We start from the raw sequence: 17,277 nt of genomic DNA, 5'->3' as shown, positions 1-17,277 counted from the left end.
CAACCTCAGCATTTGTATTTGTAAAGTTGTTAAAAGGGAACGGATGTGATTAACAAAATGTTAGGAAGATTTATCAGGGGAGTTTCGGAGAATATTGGTTTAATTTATTTTTTTATTTTACCAGTATATTTTCCTATCCGAGCACTTGGTGTAGAGCTTAATGCCTATGCTCAAGTGTTGCATGAAAGTAGTAGGCTCATTTTATTTTTTTCACAAATTACAATTCTAATTGCATTTACCAGTATTTTTTTATCATTTTTCATGGACTTCTTAAATAAGAATTATTTTAAAAACAGAGAACATTTGTTTATTCACTGGTATCGTTTTATTGCATCAATCCTTAGTATTATTTTTGTTATTAGTAGTTACTTCGTCTTAAATCCGGCTGATAAGCTCCAGCTTTATTTTTGGAGTGGGGCTCATTATTTCATTATCTCATTTTTTCAGCTTTTAATCAGAGCTGAGTTAAATACATATACAAAAAATCAAAGAATCAGTGTGACCCAGGCTAATAATTACTTCGGTTTTAGTTTGAACCTAGTTGGAATCATTTCAATATTTATTTTTGGATGGTTTTATGAAAATAACGAGTTAACAGTTTATAGTAAATATTGTGTTTATTTAGAAGTCATATTTGTTATTTACTTACTGATTATTCGTGGATATTGGAGGGACTGTTTAAAGATAGTCTTAAAATTTGGGAGATTAGGGGCATTTTCTTATATTATATTGATCACTATAGCATTAATATTTTCTGGTTGTTTATCTTTATTTGTTATGTCTATTGGGGTTCTAGCTCCAATGCTGACAATTGTATTCATAGGCATAATATATAATAATTTTAAAAAATCATTACACACGAATGACCTTAAACTGATAATTAATATTTCATTGGGTTATGGGCTTATTTTAGCAGTGTTTACCGGTTCGGTATTAACTTATTTCTTACACAATCTGCATAGCAGTATTGATTTATTTAATTTTGCATATTCCTCTGAACCTTTTGTTTCTTTAATTTTAGGCGCCATAATGGCCTGGTCACTAGTAAAGAGCCGTACTGAATATTCCCGGATTAAATTATATCAACAAATTTCTTATATAAATTACTTAGTACCATTGGTTTTTTTGATTTTTTATTATTCTTTAATTAGTGAGCAGCATGTGAGTATTTTACTAATAACTATGTTTGGAGTTTTTGCATATATAGAATACATGAGTATGTTTTTTATGCGTCAGGTAGCACAACTTTCGGGTTACAATAATTTTCAAGGCACGCGCTTAGCTAGCTTTAATGTAATTGTGCTTAATGGTTTGTGTCCTTCATTAATCTATCTTTCGGTATACATTTGCTCTCAGTTAACTAACTTATCTTTAGATGCAATGCTTATCAACACGATGATGGGTTTGATAGTAATCTCATTAGCATATAATTCTATATTTAAATACAGGGTTACTTAAATGCAAAAATTATTCCCTTTATTAATTGGTATGCCCTTTACATATAAGTTGGTTGATTTTGAATTGTTAAAAACCAACGATATTGAACCAACATTGGCTTATTTTGAGGGCACAGAGACAGTCGGAAAAGAGAACAGTGTTTATTATAATTCTTTGTGTATAGATGAAATAGCGAAAATCATAGAAAATAATAGGGTTGATGCTATTGTTTGTTTTAATGATAATTTTCTAATTGAAGCAGCTAAGCTCAGAACAAAATATAATATTCCTGGGATTAATTATCCAACAATAGAGAAATATAAAGTCAAATCAGAGATGTACAGACTATTAAGTCCTTATATGATGGTTCCAAAAACATTGGATTATCATGAAGATCTTGCGTATGAAGATATTATTGATTCAATAGGTTACAGTGAGTATTTCATCAAACCAGACAATCTTGCTGGTGCAGAGGGCGGTTATCATATTAAAAGTAAAAATGACTTTATAGTTTGGAAGAGTACTTGCTTTGACTCTAAAATAAAGTTTATTTTGCAAAAATTCTATCCTGAACCCTTGTTTCATTGTGAATTGATAGTAAAAAATGGCGTAGTTAAGTATATTCAGGCACGGAGATATTCTTATCCTAATCATATGTTTCTAAACGGGAAAATAATTGCCAGTTTCCCTATAGTTGATTTGTCTCTTGAAAAAAAAATAGAGCAAGAATCCATTAAAGTTCAGCAATTACTAGAGTACAAAAATGGTGTTATGCATACAGAATTTTTTCTAGATGATTACCAAGAGCCCATTTTCCTAGAAACTAATATTCGCCAAGCAGGTGGTGCTATAAATCTGATTCATAGAAGAAGGGCAGGGATTTCTCTGGAGACCGCTATGGTACTCCTTGAGCTAGATAAAGATATGACGATTAAGCTTAATAATAATGAGGTATATGATTTTTGTGGATACATACCTCTTAAAAAAGGCAAAGTATCACAAATATCCCTACCAAAACTTAAAGGACAATACAATTTTGATTTTCGAGTTCATATTGGTGGTTATTATGACACTCCAAAATCAGCAAGTAATACTGCAGCTTCATTCGTTGGATATAGTTCCGTTTACAGTGATTTAATAGATGATTTTTTCTCTTTAGAAAACAATGATATAATAAAATATGATTAATTCGTTCTATATGGTGCAAAATGGATGATAAACAAGAATTTAATGTATCCTTATCTGAACAGGATATTAATCTTTTTGAAACAGATATTCAGGAAGTTTATGATATATTTGAAAATCCTATTTCCTTGAATTCCATCAGCCTAATTTAAAATGGAAGTTTCTGTTAGCTTTCCTGGAGCGTTAAATCATCTGAGCAATAGTTTTATCGTAAATGATAAAATATATTGGAAAGAACTTCTAAGTGATGTTTTAAAAACTAAATATAAGTATTTATTCGAAGATGATTTGCCAAAAGATTATATATTACTTTATTTAAATGGCATAAAAATAGACACACTGAATTACATTAAATTAACAGATAAGGACTCCTTGAATATTTTATCTGCAATTTCTGGTGGATGATTTTATCATGAGTTTGAGGTTTAGATCTGCTGGTGATACTTTATCCCTGCTTTCAAAATATATAAAGCAAGCTGGAATTTCAAGGCTTGCTGATTTAAGTTATTTAGATGATACATCCGATCTAAAAATATTTTCTGCTATTCGTCCGAATGCAAAATCAATAACCGTCAGCATGGGCAAATCAATACATAAAGATGAGGCCCAGTGTGCAGCATTGATGGAATCTATAGAGACTTATTTTGCAGAAGAAGTTAAACCAGAAATAATTAATGTTTCACAGGAAGATTTGGCTAATAATCATGATTTATTTGTTAATTTAAATAAACAAGACTATGGCGCCACAGTATTAAGTAAGCAAAGTCTTGATTGGTGCCTTGGAAGAACCCTAATATCAAATAAAGAAATATACATACCACATATAGCGTTATCTCTTGATAGTAATTTACTTCTTTCTAAAATATTTGGACAAAATTCCGATGGTATTGCGTCGGGGTCAAATTATAAAGAAGCATTAATTTATAGTTTTTTAGAATTAATAGAAAGAAATTCAACCAAGTTATCCAAAAAAAAACAGCTAGAGCACGTTGAATGCGACATATTCAGATTTACAGATATGAATAAAATAAGTGCCTCGTTTTATTTTTATGAGAATATTTTTAATTTGCCTGTGATTGAAAGTAATATTTTAAATAGTAATCCTCTAAATAATCAGTCTGTAGTAGCTGGTTATAGCTGTCATTTTTCAAAGCATGAGGCGGTTATGAAAGCCTATATTGAGGCAATTCAATCAAAAGTTGGTATTATATCTGGCGCAAGAGATGATTTGGATCAATCTTGTTATAATTTTTTAAAATTAAAGACATTGACTCAAATTCCAGAAAAAATCTATTTCGAAAATCTTAATTCCTCGAACCTTTCTCTGGTACAACAATTCGATCAAATTGTTAAACTTCTAAATCACAACAATAACGACTTAGCTGTATACTCTTACTGTAACGAAGATATATGTATTTTAAAAACTTTCCTAATAAATAATGAATAATAAAAAAAGAGCTATATTTGTTGACTCAACAATTTCTCATGATGAATTATCAGAATATATTCAGGATAGCGATTTATTGTTACCAGCGATTAGAAGAGGGGATATAATCGGAGTTTTACTCAAACACCCAAGCATAGAAATAATAGTTATTGTAGATGGTGTGTTTGAACAACAAGCTAGTGTTACTCATAAAGAGATTTTGTGGGCATTAGAGCAAGGAATAAAAGTAATCGGATTATCTTCTCTGGGGGCTCTTCGGGCATATGAGCTTCGTAATTATGGGATGTTAGGATCTGGGAAGGTTTTTGAAGATTATCTATCAGGTGTATTAGATGGGGATGATGAAGTTGCAATTTCATATTTTCCCTCTACCCATGGTTTTGATAAAACCATTGCTATGGTGAACATTAGAGCCACATTAGAAAAGTTACACTTATGTGACAATAATTTAATCTGTAAATTAAGGAAAATTCACTTTAAAAAACGAAATTGGTTGACACTAAAAGCTGCTGTTCCAGAAGCAATTTTTGTTCAATTAAAAGCGCACTACATAGATCAAAAAAAGAAAGATGTGCTTTTATATTTTCAAAAAAATCATCAATCAATCAAAAGTGAAATCCCTATCGTGCATAGTTCAAAAAATATCTATATTATCAGGGATCTAGCAAATAAAATGTATCCTACTCTTATAGATTATTTAGAAAAAAATCTACAGAGCATGGCATCAATCCCGATACAATCAGCGACCCCATTCTTAGAAAAGATAGCACACGATATTGTTATTTATTTAGAGTATAAGAAAAATCATACTCATAAAATTACCTATATATTAAATGAATTAGATTCTTTTAGTTACAAACAAACAAGACTTAAAATTGTTTCGGATAAAATTAGACGTGAACAAAAACTATTTTTATCATCCGACTTTATTAAATTTTTAGATAAAAAAAAGATATCCAAGTGTAATTTGACGGCAATTTTTGACGGCATTTTAAAATTAGAATCATATTTCCTTTCCAATGGTCATTTATTTAATACTTTATAATTTTTTTTATATGATATGGAAAAACACCCTGATAAAAATAATGAATTCAATGGAAATTCCAGGTTTTTATATTTTGATATTTCGTCCATGAGATAATTGTCTTTATTAAAGAATAGTTCTTCTTGATTGTTTTCAGATGAAGAGTTGATATTCCAACGATGAATTAAATTAATATTTAAATTATCAGCGCATTTATGGAGTATTGTATTTACTGCAACTTTGGAAGAGTAGATCTTTTCACAAGTATTTTCAAAAGCTGATTTAATTTCAGAAGACAATTTATTTAAGTTAGAGATTTGATTTGGTTTGAATAAAAAATCTTCTTTATTAAGAGAATAATACACTGTTTCATTTGACTCAAAAGGTGACAATTTATGTGGCGTCATAAAAATGGGAATCGTTTCAGATTTAAAAATGTCAATATATGCTTCTCTAAAGAGGCTTATTGGTGCGTTTGATTCATTAGATGTTGGTAAATAAGCGGGTTGATCTCCACAGGCTACGAAAAATAAATATCGAATTACTTCCTTAATAAATCCATTATTAGTTATTTTATTATCCAAATTAATGGTATTTAGAAGATAGTCATACAATAAAATATTTCTCTTAAAAATATGATCATTATTGGCAACAGAATTTAAATAATCTACAAACATAGGTGATTTATACGCTTTTTCTTCCCATGTTTTAGGAAATGAAAGTAATTTAGCTTTCCATGAAGGATTAATATGATCACTGATTTGTTTTAAAACAAAAAATTGTTCATCGAAATTATTGGGAACGGAGCATGTTAGATTATATTTTTTTTGTAACCATGAATGTCTCTTTTTATCGCTGAATTTATTCATTAATAAAAAGGAATTCCTTATACCTGCTGTCATTTTAAGTATGTCAGATGGCTCATATAGGTAATTATTTTTTAAAAATTTAGTATATGGGAAAATTTGCCCTGGTTTATATATTTTCCATGGTGATGTTCGTTCATTAAACTCCATATACATTTCAAAATTGTTTTCATAGACCATGCAGAATGGCATTGTTGGAGATTTTTTTAAATCGGGGAAATAAAAATACGATTCATCACCTATCTGGCTGCCATAATTATAGCTTAGGATAGTTAATTCCGATGGAACTAAGTTAATATCATTTTCAATAATTTGATGTAAAGATGGGTTTAGTCTAGCCACATCCTGTTTCACATCTTCCCAGGAAACTGTAATTGATCCGCGTGCTGTCATAGTAATCTTTAGTGTAAATTTAGGTTAATCTCATTAAAATACACTTTTGTCGAAAAAAAATCGAGTAAAATGTTGAATCATGAATTGCTATGCGTTAATATCTTCATAGGTTCTAAAAAAAACACCGAGAGAACGGTCGCCAAACAGTCACTCTCGGTGTATTCGGGCATAAGACAGAATGCCATGGTGAAAATCATAACATATAGATTGAGCCATTGCATTCATTAGACAAGGAAATTATGGATGATAGCTCAATACAATATTCTTTACACAATCTTCGTTAAAAATAATCCAATAGAACAATTTGTTTAATTTGATGGCAACAGCCAATTAACAATTAATAATGGATCTTTAAGATGTGTAATGAAATTTCAATTATAAATAAACTTCAAGCAGTCGTATGCTTCAATAAAGCTAGAATAGATGTAGAGCGCCCATTTATTGGATTCCCTTATGGTCCCGCATTATTAATTAAGTCTCTTATTAATTTGGCAGATCCAGCAACGGGCATCGTTTATGATGTTTCCTATCATGATATTGCTAAGCTAATTGAAATTAACTCCGCACCAGGAAGAAAAGAAAGTGGTACGCCATCCAAACAAACTATTCGTAATTACATCAAATCAATTGAGAGGGAATGCGGGGAATATTTTAAAGTGGTTTCCGAAGGTCAATCCCTCAAATTCCTTTTTCCTCAACTACCTAAAATTTTTAGTAAAATCTTTGAAAACACGGAAGTTAACACACTAACAAACCCAGTCAACAATCAAGAAAACATTGACGAACAGGTTGTTTTTGATGAGGAAGTTAACATAGAACTTAACACAGAAGTTAACATACCTAACCCCTGTGTAAAGAAGTTATTTATTAATATAAATAACAATACAAACAACAACAACTTAGGCGAGGAAATTGGGAATAAAAATTTAAAACAACTCATATCGCCAAATTTCTACCCCAGCCAAAAAACAATTGCACGAGCAATTGCATCAGGCTACAGCTTTGCTACTGACAGCAACATCATCCAAGAATTCATTGACAAAAACACTGCATGGGGAAGTACTTTTGCTGACTTCAACCCCATTTATTTAAGTTTTCTTGCTAAACATGCCGAACGCAAACAACAAGAGCCCATGATATCAAACACTCAGACAAGGAGTACAAACAATGAGCGTGCATCCCCTAAAGTCAATTCTTATGACGCAGCCTTGGAGACAGTCGCAAGATTCAACCAGAACGCCTGCAAACCTTCAACAGAAGAGTTATTCCCAACCTCAAAAGTCATCAGCGCCGAACTTGAGTACAGACCATGTATCATGGCTTTGGATGGAACTCACCAAAATGTACGGCACTTTGTTTCTAACTAAATTTGGTACGCATGACAACGGCACTTGGTTTGACACATTAAAAGGCTTAACGCCTAAAGCTCTGGAGAGCGGGATGGAACGATTAAGAAACTTATCGGGTAATGGGAAGTTTGTTGAATACCCACCTAATTGCTTGCAATTCAAAGCGTTATGTATGGCTTTTTATGATGATTTAAAACTGCCGAAAGCATCCGATGCCTATTGGGAGTTCAAGAATAGCGTTCGCAAGGCGATTCCACGCTGGAGCCATCCAGTGATTGAATTCGTAGCAAAAAAAATGCCTTTTGATTTCTTCTCAATCGATCATGATGGCATAGCTTATAGCGTATTTAAAGAAAAGTATGAGCAAGTATGTCATTTGATTCAACAAGGCCATGACCTCCCTAAAATAGATGCGCCACATCGAATCAAACCAGCCCGAAATCTTGAGGTAGGCAAGGGATACTTAAACCAAATCAAACAACACATAGGAGTGTAATCGATGAGAACTTTAACTGAAGACTTACTGACCATGCTGCAACAATGCGCTAACAAGCTCTTATTAGCGTATGACGAAACCTTAAGACCTGACGTTTGGGAGGCTTTTGAAAAGACAGCCGATGCCTGCGAAACCCTGGCGTTTCAACAGAATTCAAATCCATCAATGACTATTCATTAATAAAAAAAAGGAAAAAACAAATGCTCATTTTAACCAGGAGAATAGGAGAAGCTCTGATGATTGGTGACGAGGTCAATATCACCGTCTTAGGCGTTAAAGGCAATCAAGTGCGCTTTGGCATTAATGCACCATTATCCATTTCCGTACATCGTGAAGAGATTTATCTGAAATTAAAAAAAGAGAAAGAGCAGGGTGGTTTTTATATAAAACCTATACATGTTAACGATAATGCCAATAAGAGCCATTAATTAATAAAAATACAGTGAACTAATAACAACAATACTTAAAGGAATAATGATGAGCGTAACAAGAGTAGGGCTTAAGACAGCAATCCAATATACTGTAATAGCTTGTGCTGTATCAACATTAATAGGCTGTGCCGCAACCCAAACAGCACTAGAGCACCATACTTTAGAGGCGAATACTAAATTAAGTAAAACCATCTTTCTCGATCCCGTTGCACCGTCTCAAAAAACGGTGTTTGTCTCCGTAAAAAACACCTCAGAAGAGAGCTTGGCGATTGAGAAACCGCTGGCCCAAGCATTAACTGAGCGTGGCTATCGGGTTGTTACCAATCCTTCACAAGCCCATTACATGATTCAGGCCAACATCTTGAAGGTTGGGAAAATGAGTCGCTCTGCCTCTCAAAATGCTCTGGGCGGTGGTTATGGCTCGGCCTTAGCGGGAGCAGCTACTGGTGCTGCCATTGGTTCTTTTGGAAATTCTAACACCATGCTGGGCGGTGGAATTGCAGGAGGGCTTGTAGGATTGGCTGCTGATTCCTTAGTAAAAGACGTCAATTACACCGTAGTAACGGACGTTCAAATTTCTGAACGCGTAGGAAAAGGGGTAACGGTGCAGGAGCATTTTAATTCTGCTCTTGAAAACGGGACCGCATCAGGCACGTATCAAACATCCAGCAAACAAACCAATTACCAGCGTTATCGGACTCGTGTGGTGTCTAATGCCGATAAAGTGAATTTGTCCTTTAAAGACGCCCGTCCTGTTTTAGAGCAAGGATTAGTGAGGACCTTATCAGGCATTTTCTAATCTAAATCCAATGGACTGCCAATGCGCTTAAGTATTGGCAGATAAAAAATCAATTAAATAAAAAATTGCGCTTTTTGAAGCGTGATGGGGGATTTTTGACCGTGAAAACAGTAAATCAGTTAAAAACCACAACCAGCATCGTGATTTTTTGCCTGTCCGCCAGCGTTGTGAATGCAGCTCAAGTGACCCAGGTAAATCGTTACGCAACCGTTGAGAATAAGCCGTTAACCTCACAAATTAACCCTTTGCTCACCGTGCAACAAATCCATTTTCCTCAAAGCATTCATACCGTAGGTGAAGCATTAACTCATTGGATGCAGTATTCAGGATACGCTCTGGTTGATGAGAAGGTACAAAGCCAGGCGCTTAAAAACATCATGAATCAACCCCTACCGCAAGTGGTGAGAAATCTCGGGCCATTAACGGTACAGGATGGATTAGAGGTTCTGGTGGGACAGCAAGTTTTTTCTCTGATCCAAGACCCACTTCATCGCCAGGTTAATTTTAAATTAAAACCGCAATACGCCAAAGCACAAACCAATCTCCAAGGAAAAAAAGCATGAACAACAACGCCATCAAACAATTAAAAAATCTTTTGATTCTACCCACTCGCAAAGGCGTGTTTTTTGGGGGCTTAGTGCTGGCAATAGGTACGTCCACCTTGCTGGGTTTGGCAACCATTCGAAATGAGCCCTCTTCAACACAGGACGCAGCGACTGACACTCTGGTCGTTTCACGCTTAAACGAGCTGCAGTCTCAATTAAAAACGTTGGGCGAAACGGCTAATAAACCCCTACCAGAGGTTAATTTTGATGCCATCACCCAACAAATTGCGCAGTTATCCAGTCGGCTCGACCAGCTTCGAGAAGCCGACAGCAAACAATTAACTGAGTCTCTAAACCACACCCAAAATACCTTAGGCCAAGAGCTTCATTCCATCAAAGAAGTGGTAACTCACCTGGATGATAAAAAATCCCCGGTCAAATACGTATCCCTAAAGAGTCTGCCATTTTCTGTCGTGAGTATTGACAGCATTCAACAAGTCCCCGTTGCCAGTGTTGCTTATGACTACAAAACCATTCCCCTGGAGAAGGGCGATGCGCTCGCGGGATGGAAGGTGGTGAGCGTTGATTACGGCAAACAACGCCTTGAATTAGAAAATACACGCTCTGAGCGAGTACTTATAACTCATGAGCACATAGGTTAGGGAAGGGGTGAGTCATGTCTAAAAAATCACTGCTGTTAAGCCTCATGTTCTTAAATGTCCAGGCACATGCTGATTTAACCATTCCCGGGATTGTCATGCACCACAACAATTCCAATGCTTTGGCATCAACCGATAAAACGCTTGCCAAAACAGGTCTTTCAGTGAATGAAGACGACATCACGGCAGAGCAAGACATGAACACGTTAAAACTTACCCCTTTGCAACTCCATGAAGCAAGAGTCTGGGGATTAACTGAAGAGGAAGAAAAACGCTACGTGTTTTTAATGCAAAATCGCAGTGCGGTATATTATAAAGGATTAAGGCAAACCCCTGTGGATGTCTTGGGTATAAATGCAAAAGGTGAAGCGGAGCGCGCCCATTTTGCAGTGCTTTCTGCTCGCCATGAAGCCCAAAAGGTATCTAAAAACATCGCATGGAATAATGCGTTTTACAAAGCCTACAATCAATTATTTGCCAATGTACCTGTTGTGGGTGAGTTTGATGCATCCCCTTATTCGCCAGTTGCCTACAAACCGATACGTCTTAATGAAGGCGATACTTTATTTTTATTCATCAAAACAGATGACGCAATCAAAACAGTCCTTTTAACCTTAATGGAAGCAATTAATGCAAGTTCCAATACCCGATTGCATTTGATGCTCATGGGCATGGATGACAATGCGGTTCAGGTGTGGGCAAACCTTAATCAAATTCCACGAGAATTAGTAAGTAATGGAACTATTACCCTAAATCACGGTGAATTAAGTTTTGACGCACTGAATGCCCCTAAAAAAACCACGCCTTTATTGCTGTTGGCCAGAGGCGGCGCTTCAAGCGTTGTTGATTTGGGAGTGTTTTAACATGCGCACCCTGTTTTTTTTCATCTCCTGGAGTTTCATTGCAGCCTGTTATGCGCTGAAAGTGATAGCCATTGAAGCACCCGTTATTGATGCAGCTCCCTATTTAGAGGCAGGTCAGGTTCCCTCAAAACAGGAAGGGGCACAAACTGAATCAGAAGAATTTCCCTTACCAGTAACCAGCCGTATAAATCCTGGAGTCGTGAACACACATACCATTAAAAACAGCAGCGTGTCACACGCTCTTTTTGTAGTGGGCGATGATGCACGTTCCCGCGCCTGGTTAAAAGCACATGCCTTGCAATTGCAAAAGAGCAAGGCCTTGGGACTTGTTACTAATGTGGCCACATCGCGCGCGCTGCATGAGTTAACACAATTGGCGGGCCTACCCTTACAAGCAGTTGATGTCGATGAATTAGCCTCTTTACTGGATGTGCGTCATTACCCCTTTGCCTATGCTTCGGGGGTTATATGGCAGTAGCGAACATTCAAAGATCTGTTAAAAAATCATCCTGGCTTAAACGAGCAGTGGTGAGCTGGGTGTGTGTCGCCTTTATTGGCTGGATGGTTTTAATGGCCTGGGCATTATGGTCTTGGGTTCATGTAGGCTTTGAATCAACTGCTAACGCCATTAAAGCGCTGTCCCTAAAGCAAGCAGTGGTTGTTAGTGAATTTAGCGACGCCTCATTCACTACCTGGTTAAGCCAAAGGGTTACCCCAGACCTTCGCACTCATTCGGCGAGCACTTTGATCAAAGCACAAGATGTAGGGGGTAGGCTTGCTCAAATGGCACAAGAACAAATGGATGCGGTGATTCAACCAGACCCAATTTCAATAGCGCCAGAGTTAAAACAAACCTTCAATGAATTTTGGCTAAAGGCACAACAATTTTGGATTTTATTGGGCGCCACAGGAGATCTGTTATTAATCAAAGGAGCTATTTTGATTGCGGCCATTCCGCTGTTTTTATTAGCCATTAGTGCAGGACTTGTGGACGGATTAAATCAACGAGCCATTCGTACTGCCTCTTTAGGGCGTGAATCAACCTATGTCTTTCATAAATCCATTCCTTTGGCGCGACGCGCCTTGTTTTGGGTCTTGGTTCTATGGCTTGCCATCCCGCATGCCTTATCACCAACCCCTATTTTCGTGAGTTTAAGCGTGTTGCTCGCTGTATTGGTGAGCGTGACCTCCAGTCGATTTAAAAAATATTTATAAGGAGATGTGATGAAAAAAACATTGTTTGGATTGGGATTAATGCTCTTAAGTGCTGTGAGTTTCAGCAATCAAGCGGAGCTTAATAAAACCTTAGTGCGGGTGATTAATCAAATTAACGCCACGCTGCCCTTATTAGCCGAGGCAGAAGAGGAAATTGAGCCTAATTCCCGCATTCAATTACATATTAATGCCTTTGAAGGCAGTGATAAAAAGACCCATCCAGGGGTTCGCGAGGATTTAGTGGCCATTCGCAATGCCTTGATTGACTACATCAACAAGCCCGCCATTGAGCCTAAAACCGTTAAGCCACTCGCATTTGATTTTGTGGGGAACTAGCGATGAGAGAACAACTTGCGGGTGACTTTGCCAAAGCATTTAACGAAGCAGGAGGGCAACAGGCCTTAACCTATAGCGGGCTGATTCGCTTCGTGGCGTTAATGTGCGTGATTTTAGCCATTCTTTGGTCGATTGTGCACTTTATGAGTGAGGAGGCAAAAGCTTCAGAAGTATTTATGGTGGCTCTAGGCTCAAGAACCGTGCGTTTGCTCATAGGCCTCACCTTATTTATCGGTTTATTAACAACAAAAGGAAGTTAGACATGATGCACCTACCAAGAACAATAAATCGCTGGGCACTTAGTGCCCACCTTGCCCTGATCAATTTAAGCTACGCGCCGGCCCTATGGGCTGATAGTGGTTGGTTTCCTAAGGTCGCGGCATCTGATGACATGACTCAAGGCAATAAGAGCGCCATGACCGTCTTATCCAATGTGGTGAGGCAGGGATTGATGATTTTGTTATTCATCGTCTCGGTGGTGATGTTCACCAAATTTATATCCACGATATCGCATGGCATTGAGGAAGCTAAAAAACATGAAGGCGGCTCGCTTGCAGTATTTGCTAATTTTGCAGTGATGGGGATTGTCTATCTGACCATCAGTATTGCAACGGGCTATTTAGGGTACACCGTCATCGATAAATTTAAACTCTAAGGATACAACATGACTACCCCATCAAGCCGTCATTTATCCCATGATTTTCCCGCATTTAAGGGGCTGACTTTACGTGAACTTATGGTTCTTGTGGCCATCACCACAGGGGTGATGGCGTTGGTGTTCACTATCATCGGCGTGTTGTTTGGCTTTCCTGGCGCTTTTGGCTGTCTCGGCTTGGTGCTTGGCTTCATTGTCGGGGTGAGCCTCGCACCAAAACCGATTTCTCGCTTAAAAGCGGGCAAACCACACGGATATTTAATGAAAAAAATAAGAATAAAACTGGCCAGATGGGGTCTGGTGCGACCACCTTATCTAGCCCATCGCGGTCTTTGGCATACCTCAAAACGATTAGGAGCCCGTCGTGTTTAATTACTGGAACAAAATTGATGCACTCAATCAAGTGAATCGCGTGCTGTTCACTTTTATTATTATTTTAGTGCTTTTGGTTGCAGGACTCATTGGCGCCTTGAGCACAGCCCCTAAGAAGCTGGAATTTTGGCTGGCACCTAACATGGTGGCTAATGGGGGATTAATGAAAGCCGGGGAGGTGCCTGATGAATACGTGCATGGGTTTGTCACCTCTTTAGTCCCGCCCCTAAATTCCTGGTCTCAAATGGGGAAAGAGGAATTTGTAACGAACCTGAAAGGCTTTCATTACTATTTCACTCCCCGCCATCAAGAACTTGTGACGCAGACTTTTAACGCATACCTTCAGGCACAACTCTTTAATCGAGCACAGGTGGCAAGCCTTTATCGTTTTTTAGAGCCAGGAGATGTGAAACGACTAAGCAACAACACCTGGGAGGTGCATGTGGTCTTGCGCATTACTCAGAGGCTAAACGACAAAAGCCCCATGGTGATTGCAGACAAAGTAGTGGATTACCACCTGAGAGTAGTCAAGGTGAGCCTATCCAAATTACTCAATCCCTTTCAATTGGCTCTTGATGGATACACCAAGCCCGAACGCTTAGTCAAAGACTTATTAAGCCAGGAACGTACAGGAGAAGAACATGAACTTTAAACAATGGATACTCTTAATGATGCTGTGTGTCAGCACGGTGCACGCCGAGACGCAACCCACGCAACATGTCCTGTGGGATAAGACGCCAATCCACATCACGCTGCCATTGAACCAGGAGCGCCTCATTAGATTTCCCTTGGCCATCAGCATTGTGGATTCTGAGCTCGACAAAGACATAGGCTTGATGAAAATCCAGGATGCTTTGTACTTGAATGCCAAAGAGCCCTTTACCAATAAACGATTGGTCGTGCAATTAATGCCTGAGGGCGAGCCCATTGTGTTAAGCCTTTCGGCAAGCAAGGAGGCCACGGATGCAGCACCCATTGAAGTCCTAATGGCATCAGATGGTGAGGATTCTACCGCCCCAGAGCAGGAAGAGGAGCCGTCAAAAATCAGCAAAACGCCTGAAGTAAATCCGGTGTCATTAACCCGGTTTGCCATTCAATCGCTGTATGCTCCGGAGCGTTTGTTAGTAACCCCTCCCGGGGTGGCGCGCACGGCGATGCGCACCCATAAAAACATCACCCTGGTTTATGGGGCCAGTATTTTAGCAAGACCCCTGATTTCCTGGCAGGGCGAGGACTTGTATGTGACAGCCATTGAATTAAAAAACGAGCTTAAAAAAAGAGTGGTACTCACACCGCATCATTTAATAGGCAACTGGCAAACAGCAACCTTTTTCCCAACCAATACTCTAGAGGCTCGTGGAACTGCCGACACCACCACCGTTTTTGTGGTGTCTGACCGACCCTTTGGCGAGGCTTTATCTCAGACTCAGGAGTTTGTCCGATGAAAAAGAACTTAGGCCTTAAAGTATTAACAGGGGTTGTGGTTGGTGTGGTGGCTTTAGTTTTAATCAACTCCGGGAACAGTGGGGAGTCCGTTACAACGGAGAACAAAACCAATCCTAATAACATCAATGAAGCCATCGCCAGTCAGTTTAATGACAATATTCGTGACGTATCAGCACGCTTGGTACAGACCGAACAAAAGATGCGCTCCATCGAAGTACAAAATAAAACACTAAGTGAACGCAATGCAGCGCTCATGGCATCTAAAGAAGAGGGCGGGGTGGTGGTTCGCCAAGAGCTTCCCCCAGAAGTAGCTCAAACAATAGAAGATCTGAAAAAGGAGCTGGTCCAATTAAAAGAATCACGAACGTCTGCGGACAATGCTGCGGGCTACCCCGTAGGACAACTCGCTCAAAATGAAGCGCCTCATGCAATGGGTGGCGTTACTGATATTGATGCACAGCTCATGAAACGTCCTTTAAGTGAACAGGAGGTGAGGTATTGGAATAAGTTCAATGAAAGAAGAAAGCGCATTCAAAAAACACTGACCCGCAAGGTTAAGAAGCAGATCCCCAATCAGGATCATAAAAAACAAAATATTCCTTATTACACCATTCCTGCAGGAAGTGACTTAGGCAATACCACCTTGTTATCGGCATTAATCGGTGAAGTGCCCATTGACGGCAAACTGATGCAACCCTTGTTTCCCTTCAGCGCCATCATCAGCCGCGGAGATTTAATGGCCTCAAATGGCGTAGCCCTTCCTCCTGATATTTCCGGGATGAAAGTCAGTGGCTACGCAATCGGCGTGGGCTCCTTTTTAGATAATATTTCCTGCGCCAGGGCTTATGTCACCTCCGTGTTATTCACTTTTCAAGACGGTCATTTTGTGGTGGTCGGTAAAGAGCAGATGACCAATTCGGTGGATTTAGTCAATAACGACAGTTTGGGCTATTTAACTACGGCTTACGGTAATCCCTGCATTCACGGCAAATACTACACCAACGCCCCAAGAGTACTTACTGCCATGCTGGCTGCGGGTGGTATGGAAGGGGCTGGTAATGCCTTATCCCAATGGCAGATGACTTATTTTGCAGGACCCAACGGGGCAAGCGCTGCACCTACTGGCTCTTTTGCCCCCTATGCTGCAGGTGGCGCTCTGGCGCAAGGCTCTGTTAAAGCTGCCGATTGGCTTGAAAAGCGCATACAAGGCAGTTTTGACATGGTGTTTGTCCCTGCCAGTGTGCCGTATCGGATGGGGAATCAAACGCATTATCGCCCGAACCGGATGTCTCTTCATTTTACTCAAACCATTCAACTCGATAAAGAACCCAAAGGGAGGGTATTAGATTATGGTCACTTACAACACTATACGCATGATTTTAGTCTCAAGTAGTTTGCTGTTGCTGAGCTCTTGTGCCAAGTCTGTCGCCTCAGGAACCATTCCTGAGGAGGGGCTTACTGTGAGCCAGATTTACAACCAAAGTGTAGCGACTTCCGCGCCCTCCTGGACTGCACCGCGCTATAAACGCACGGTAAGCGGCCAAATGGCGGTGAACTACCAAGGTGAAACACGAACCGCAGCTAATGAAACTAAAGCTTTGTTTAAAGCTTTGGATAATCCGGCTATCCCTATTTACATCTACCCGCACGTGGCCCTCATTGGCGATGAGCAGTTAGTAAAACCAGGGTTCACCACCGAATTTTTTCTCTATAAGCAAAACCAGTTTGCGCTGGCCAGTGAACGCTACTAATTAAGGGG

The 17,277-nt window shown here is 38.8% G+C and carries 25 protein-coding genes; 24 read left to right on the top strand and 1 reads right to left on the bottom strand.

Features of this window, described 5'->3' with window-relative positions; translation table 11 throughout:
- Positions 1-45: 45 nt before the first annotated feature.
- Genes FOLKNPGA_RS18605 through FOLKNPGA_RS18585 form a run of 6 tightly spaced genes read left to right on the top strand, consistent with a single transcriptional unit; the run spans position 46 to position 5,114 of the window.
- The gene (locus FOLKNPGA_RS18605) at positions 46-1,458 is read left to right on the top strand and encodes a hypothetical protein (RefSeq protein ID WP_182352992.1); all 1,413 of its coding nucleotides are present in this window, start codon (positions 46-48) and stop codon (positions 1,456-1,458) included.
- Positions 1,459-2,625, top strand: coding sequence for an acetyl-CoA carboxylase biotin carboxylase subunit family protein (locus FOLKNPGA_RS18600; RefSeq protein WP_182352991.1), 1,167 nt, complete (start codon positions 1,459-1,461; stop codon positions 2,623-2,625). It abuts the gene before it with no gap.
- A gap of 20 nt (positions 2,626-2,645) precedes the next feature.
- Entirely contained in the window at positions 2,646-2,774 is a 129-nt protein-coding gene (locus FOLKNPGA_RS19125; RefSeq protein WP_255466126.1) for a hypothetical protein, read from the top strand.
- Position 2,775: 1 nt separating this feature from the next.
- Complete coding sequence (locus tag FOLKNPGA_RS18595; RefSeq protein WP_028383838.1) at positions 2,776-3,027, top strand: MoaD/ThiS family protein; 252 nt, start codon at positions 2,776-2,778, stop codon at positions 3,025-3,027.
- Between the two features lie 7 nt (positions 3,028-3,034).
- Positions 3,035-4,069 (top strand): YcaO-like family protein, encoded by a 1,035-nt coding sequence (locus FOLKNPGA_RS18590; RefSeq protein WP_182352990.1) that lies wholly within the window; start codon positions 3,035-3,037, stop codon positions 4,067-4,069.
- Positions 4,062-5,114 carry a TfuA-like protein gene (locus FOLKNPGA_RS18585; RefSeq protein WP_182352989.1) on the top strand — a complete coding sequence of 351 codons (1,053 nt, stop codon included), beginning with the start codon at positions 4,062-4,064 and terminating at the stop codon, positions 5,112-5,114. Before FOLKNPGA_RS18590 ends, FOLKNPGA_RS18585 begins: the two co-directional genes overlap by 8 nt.
- On the opposite strand, the gene FOLKNPGA_RS18580 is transcribed toward FOLKNPGA_RS18585, so the two are convergent.
- Entirely contained in the window at positions 5,093-6,352 is a 1,260-nt protein-coding gene (locus FOLKNPGA_RS18580) for a hypothetical protein (protein WP_028383835.1), read from the bottom strand. The two genes, FOLKNPGA_RS18585 and FOLKNPGA_RS18580, sit on opposite strands and share 22 nt — an antisense overlap.
- Positions 6,353-6,708: 356 nt before the next feature.
- On the opposite strand from FOLKNPGA_RS18580, the gene FOLKNPGA_RS18575 reads away from it, so the two are divergent.
- The 18 genes from FOLKNPGA_RS18575 (at position 6,709) to FOLKNPGA_RS18490 (ending at position 17,269) form a co-directional block, all read left to right on the top strand.
- On the top strand, positions 6,709-7,719 hold the full coding sequence (locus tag FOLKNPGA_RS18575; RefSeq protein ID WP_182352988.1) for a hypothetical protein: 1,011 nt from the start codon (positions 6,709-6,711) through the stop codon (positions 7,717-7,719).
- Positions 7,694-8,197 carry a hypothetical protein gene (locus FOLKNPGA_RS18570; RefSeq protein ID WP_255466125.1) on the top strand — a complete coding sequence of 168 codons (504 nt, stop codon included), beginning with the start codon at positions 7,694-7,696 and terminating at the stop codon, positions 8,195-8,197. The genes FOLKNPGA_RS18575 and FOLKNPGA_RS18570 overlap by 26 nt, the downstream gene beginning before the upstream one ends.
- 3 nt (positions 8,198-8,200) lie before the next feature.
- Entirely contained in the window at positions 8,201-8,377 is a 177-nt protein-coding gene (locus tag FOLKNPGA_RS18565; RefSeq protein WP_155824912.1) for a hypothetical protein, read from the top strand.
- A gap of 20 nt (positions 8,378-8,397) precedes the next feature.
- The gene (gene csrA, locus FOLKNPGA_RS18560) at positions 8,398-8,625 is read left to right on the top strand and encodes a carbon storage regulator CsrA (protein ID WP_182352986.1); all 228 of its coding nucleotides are present in this window, start codon (positions 8,398-8,400) and stop codon (positions 8,623-8,625) included.
- A gap of 46 nt (positions 8,626-8,671) precedes the next feature.
- Complete coding sequence (locus tag FOLKNPGA_RS18555; RefSeq protein ID WP_370529217.1) at positions 8,672-9,427, top strand: complement resistance protein TraT; 756 nt, start codon at positions 8,672-8,674, stop codon at positions 9,425-9,427.
- 101 nt (positions 9,428-9,528) lie between these two features.
- Positions 9,529-9,990 (top strand): hypothetical protein, encoded by a 462-nt coding sequence (locus tag FOLKNPGA_RS18550; RefSeq protein ID WP_182352985.1) that lies wholly within the window; start codon positions 9,529-9,531, stop codon positions 9,988-9,990.
- Positions 9,987-10,634 (top strand): hypothetical protein, encoded by a 648-nt coding sequence (locus tag FOLKNPGA_RS18545; RefSeq protein ID WP_182352984.1) that lies wholly within the window; start codon positions 9,987-9,989, stop codon positions 10,632-10,634. Before FOLKNPGA_RS18550 ends, FOLKNPGA_RS18545 begins: the two co-directional genes overlap by 4 nt.
- Positions 10,635-10,648: 14 nt before the next feature.
- A complete protein-coding gene (locus FOLKNPGA_RS18540; RefSeq protein WP_182352983.1) occupies positions 10,649-11,494 on the top strand; it encodes a TIGR03759 family integrating conjugative element protein in 846 nt (281 codons plus the stop codon).
- Between the two features lies 1 nt (position 11,495).
- Positions 11,496-11,972: a PFL_4695 family integrating conjugative element protein gene (locus FOLKNPGA_RS18535; RefSeq protein ID WP_182352982.1), complete on the top strand. Its 477-nt coding sequence runs from the start codon at positions 11,496-11,498 to the stop codon at positions 11,970-11,972.
- Positions 11,963-12,709, top strand: a complete 747-nt coding sequence (locus FOLKNPGA_RS18530; protein ID WP_182352981.1) for a DUF4400 domain-containing protein — start codon at positions 11,963-11,965, stop codon at positions 12,707-12,709. The genes FOLKNPGA_RS18535 and FOLKNPGA_RS18530 overlap by 10 nt, the downstream gene beginning before the upstream one ends.
- A gap of 39 nt (positions 12,710-12,748) precedes the next feature.
- On the top strand, positions 12,749-13,045 hold the full coding sequence (locus tag FOLKNPGA_RS18525) for a hypothetical protein (protein WP_370529218.1): 297 nt from the start codon (positions 12,749-12,751) through the stop codon (positions 13,043-13,045).
- A 2-nt stretch (positions 13,046-13,047) separates the two neighbouring features.
- Positions 13,048-13,305 (top strand): hypothetical protein, encoded by a 258-nt coding sequence (locus FOLKNPGA_RS18520; RefSeq protein ID WP_182352980.1) that lies wholly within the window; start codon positions 13,048-13,050, stop codon positions 13,303-13,305.
- Between the two features lie 5 nt (positions 13,306-13,310).
- Entirely contained in the window at positions 13,311-13,700 is a 390-nt protein-coding gene (locus tag FOLKNPGA_RS18515; RefSeq protein ID WP_182352995.1) for a hypothetical protein, read from the top strand.
- 9 nt (positions 13,701-13,709) lie between these two features.
- A complete protein-coding gene (locus FOLKNPGA_RS18510; protein WP_182352979.1) occupies positions 13,710-14,072 on the top strand; it encodes a TIGR03750 family conjugal transfer protein in 363 nt (120 codons plus the stop codon).
- The gene (locus FOLKNPGA_RS18505) at positions 14,065-14,724 is read left to right on the top strand and encodes a DUF2895 family protein (protein ID WP_182352978.1); all 660 of its coding nucleotides are present in this window, start codon (positions 14,065-14,067) and stop codon (positions 14,722-14,724) included. The genes FOLKNPGA_RS18510 and FOLKNPGA_RS18505 overlap by 8 nt, the downstream gene beginning before the upstream one ends.
- The gene (locus tag FOLKNPGA_RS18500) at positions 14,714-15,517 is read left to right on the top strand and encodes a TIGR03749 family integrating conjugative element protein (protein ID WP_182352977.1); all 804 of its coding nucleotides are present in this window, start codon (positions 14,714-14,716) and stop codon (positions 15,515-15,517) included. Before FOLKNPGA_RS18505 ends, FOLKNPGA_RS18500 begins: the two co-directional genes overlap by 11 nt.
- A complete protein-coding gene (locus FOLKNPGA_RS18495; protein WP_182352976.1) occupies positions 15,514-16,911 on the top strand; it encodes a TIGR03752 family integrating conjugative element protein in 1,398 nt (465 codons plus the stop codon). Before FOLKNPGA_RS18500 ends, FOLKNPGA_RS18495 begins: the two co-directional genes overlap by 4 nt.
- Positions 16,868-17,269, top strand: coding sequence for a TIGR03751 family conjugal transfer lipoprotein (locus FOLKNPGA_RS18490; protein ID WP_182352975.1), 402 nt, complete (start codon positions 16,868-16,870; stop codon positions 17,267-17,269). The genes FOLKNPGA_RS18495 and FOLKNPGA_RS18490 overlap by 44 nt, the downstream gene beginning before the upstream one ends.
- The last annotated feature ends 8 nt before the right edge of the window (positions 17,270-17,277 follow it).

The sequence above is a fragment of the Legionella sp. PC1000 genome (genome assembly GCF_014109805.1).
Classification (GTDB): Bacteria; Pseudomonadota; Gammaproteobacteria; order Legionellales; family Legionellaceae; genus Legionella; species Legionella resiliens.
Note: the sequence above shows the minus strand (reverse complement) of the source record. Positions and strands in the feature narration are given on the sequence as shown.

Bases quoted from the DNA above. Each gene is read 5' to 3' on its own strand.
- FOLKNPGA_RS18600 (WP_182352991.1), top strand. From the start codon at position 1,459: ATGCAAAAATTATTCCCTTTATTAATTGGTATGCCCTTTACATATAAG.
- FOLKNPGA_RS19125 (WP_255466126.1), top strand. From the start codon at position 2,646: ATGGATGATAAACAAGAATTTAATGTATCCTTATCTGAACAGGATATT.
- FOLKNPGA_RS18595 (WP_028383838.1), top strand. From the start codon at position 2,776: ATGGAAGTTTCTGTTAGCTTTCCTGGAGCGTTAAATCATCTGAGCAAT.
- FOLKNPGA_RS18590 (WP_182352990.1), top strand. From the start codon at position 3,035: ATGAGTTTGAGGTTTAGATCTGCTGGTGATACTTTATCCCTGCTTTCA.
- FOLKNPGA_RS18585 (WP_182352989.1), top strand. From the start codon at position 4,062: ATGAATAATAAAAAAAGAGCTATATTTGTTGACTCAACAATTTCTCAT.
- FOLKNPGA_RS18580 (WP_028383835.1), bottom strand. From the start codon at position 6,352: ATGACAGCACGCGGATCAATTACAGTTTCCTGGGAAGATGTGAAACAG.
- FOLKNPGA_RS18575 (WP_182352988.1), top strand. From the start codon at position 6,709: ATGTGTAATGAAATTTCAATTATAAATAAACTTCAAGCAGTCGTATGC.
- FOLKNPGA_RS18570 (WP_255466125.1), top strand. From the start codon at position 7,694: ATGTACGGCACTTTGTTTCTAACTAAATTTGGTACGCATGACAACGGC.
- FOLKNPGA_RS18565 (WP_155824912.1), top strand. From the start codon at position 8,201: ATGAGAACTTTAACTGAAGACTTACTGACCATGCTGCAACAATGCGCT.
- csrA (WP_182352986.1), top strand. From the start codon at position 8,398: ATGCTCATTTTAACCAGGAGAATAGGAGAAGCTCTGATGATTGGTGAC.
- FOLKNPGA_RS18555 (WP_370529217.1), top strand. From the start codon at position 8,672: ATGATGAGCGTAACAAGAGTAGGGCTTAAGACAGCAATCCAATATACT.
- FOLKNPGA_RS18545 (WP_182352984.1), top strand. From the start codon at position 9,987: ATGAACAACAACGCCATCAAACAATTAAAAAATCTTTTGATTCTACCC.
- FOLKNPGA_RS18540 (WP_182352983.1), top strand. From the start codon at position 10,649: ATGTCTAAAAAATCACTGCTGTTAAGCCTCATGTTCTTAAATGTCCAG.
- FOLKNPGA_RS18535 (WP_182352982.1), top strand. From the start codon at position 11,496: ATGCGCACCCTGTTTTTTTTCATCTCCTGGAGTTTCATTGCAGCCTGT.
- FOLKNPGA_RS18530 (WP_182352981.1), top strand. From the start codon at position 11,963: ATGGCAGTAGCGAACATTCAAAGATCTGTTAAAAAATCATCCTGGCTT.
- FOLKNPGA_RS18525 (WP_370529218.1), top strand. From the start codon at position 12,749: ATGCTCTTAAGTGCTGTGAGTTTCAGCAATCAAGCGGAGCTTAATAAA.
- FOLKNPGA_RS18520 (WP_182352980.1), top strand. From the start codon at position 13,048: ATGAGAGAACAACTTGCGGGTGACTTTGCCAAAGCATTTAACGAAGCA.
- FOLKNPGA_RS18515 (WP_182352995.1), top strand. From the start codon at position 13,311: ATGCACCTACCAAGAACAATAAATCGCTGGGCACTTAGTGCCCACCTT.
- FOLKNPGA_RS18510 (WP_182352979.1), top strand. From the start codon at position 13,710: ATGACTACCCCATCAAGCCGTCATTTATCCCATGATTTTCCCGCATTT.
- FOLKNPGA_RS18500 (WP_182352977.1), top strand. From the start codon at position 14,714: ATGAACTTTAAACAATGGATACTCTTAATGATGCTGTGTGTCAGCACG.
- FOLKNPGA_RS18495 (WP_182352976.1), top strand. From the start codon at position 15,514: ATGAAAAAGAACTTAGGCCTTAAAGTATTAACAGGGGTTGTGGTTGGT.
- FOLKNPGA_RS18490 (WP_182352975.1), top strand. From the start codon at position 16,868: ATGGTCACTTACAACACTATACGCATGATTTTAGTCTCAAGTAGTTTG.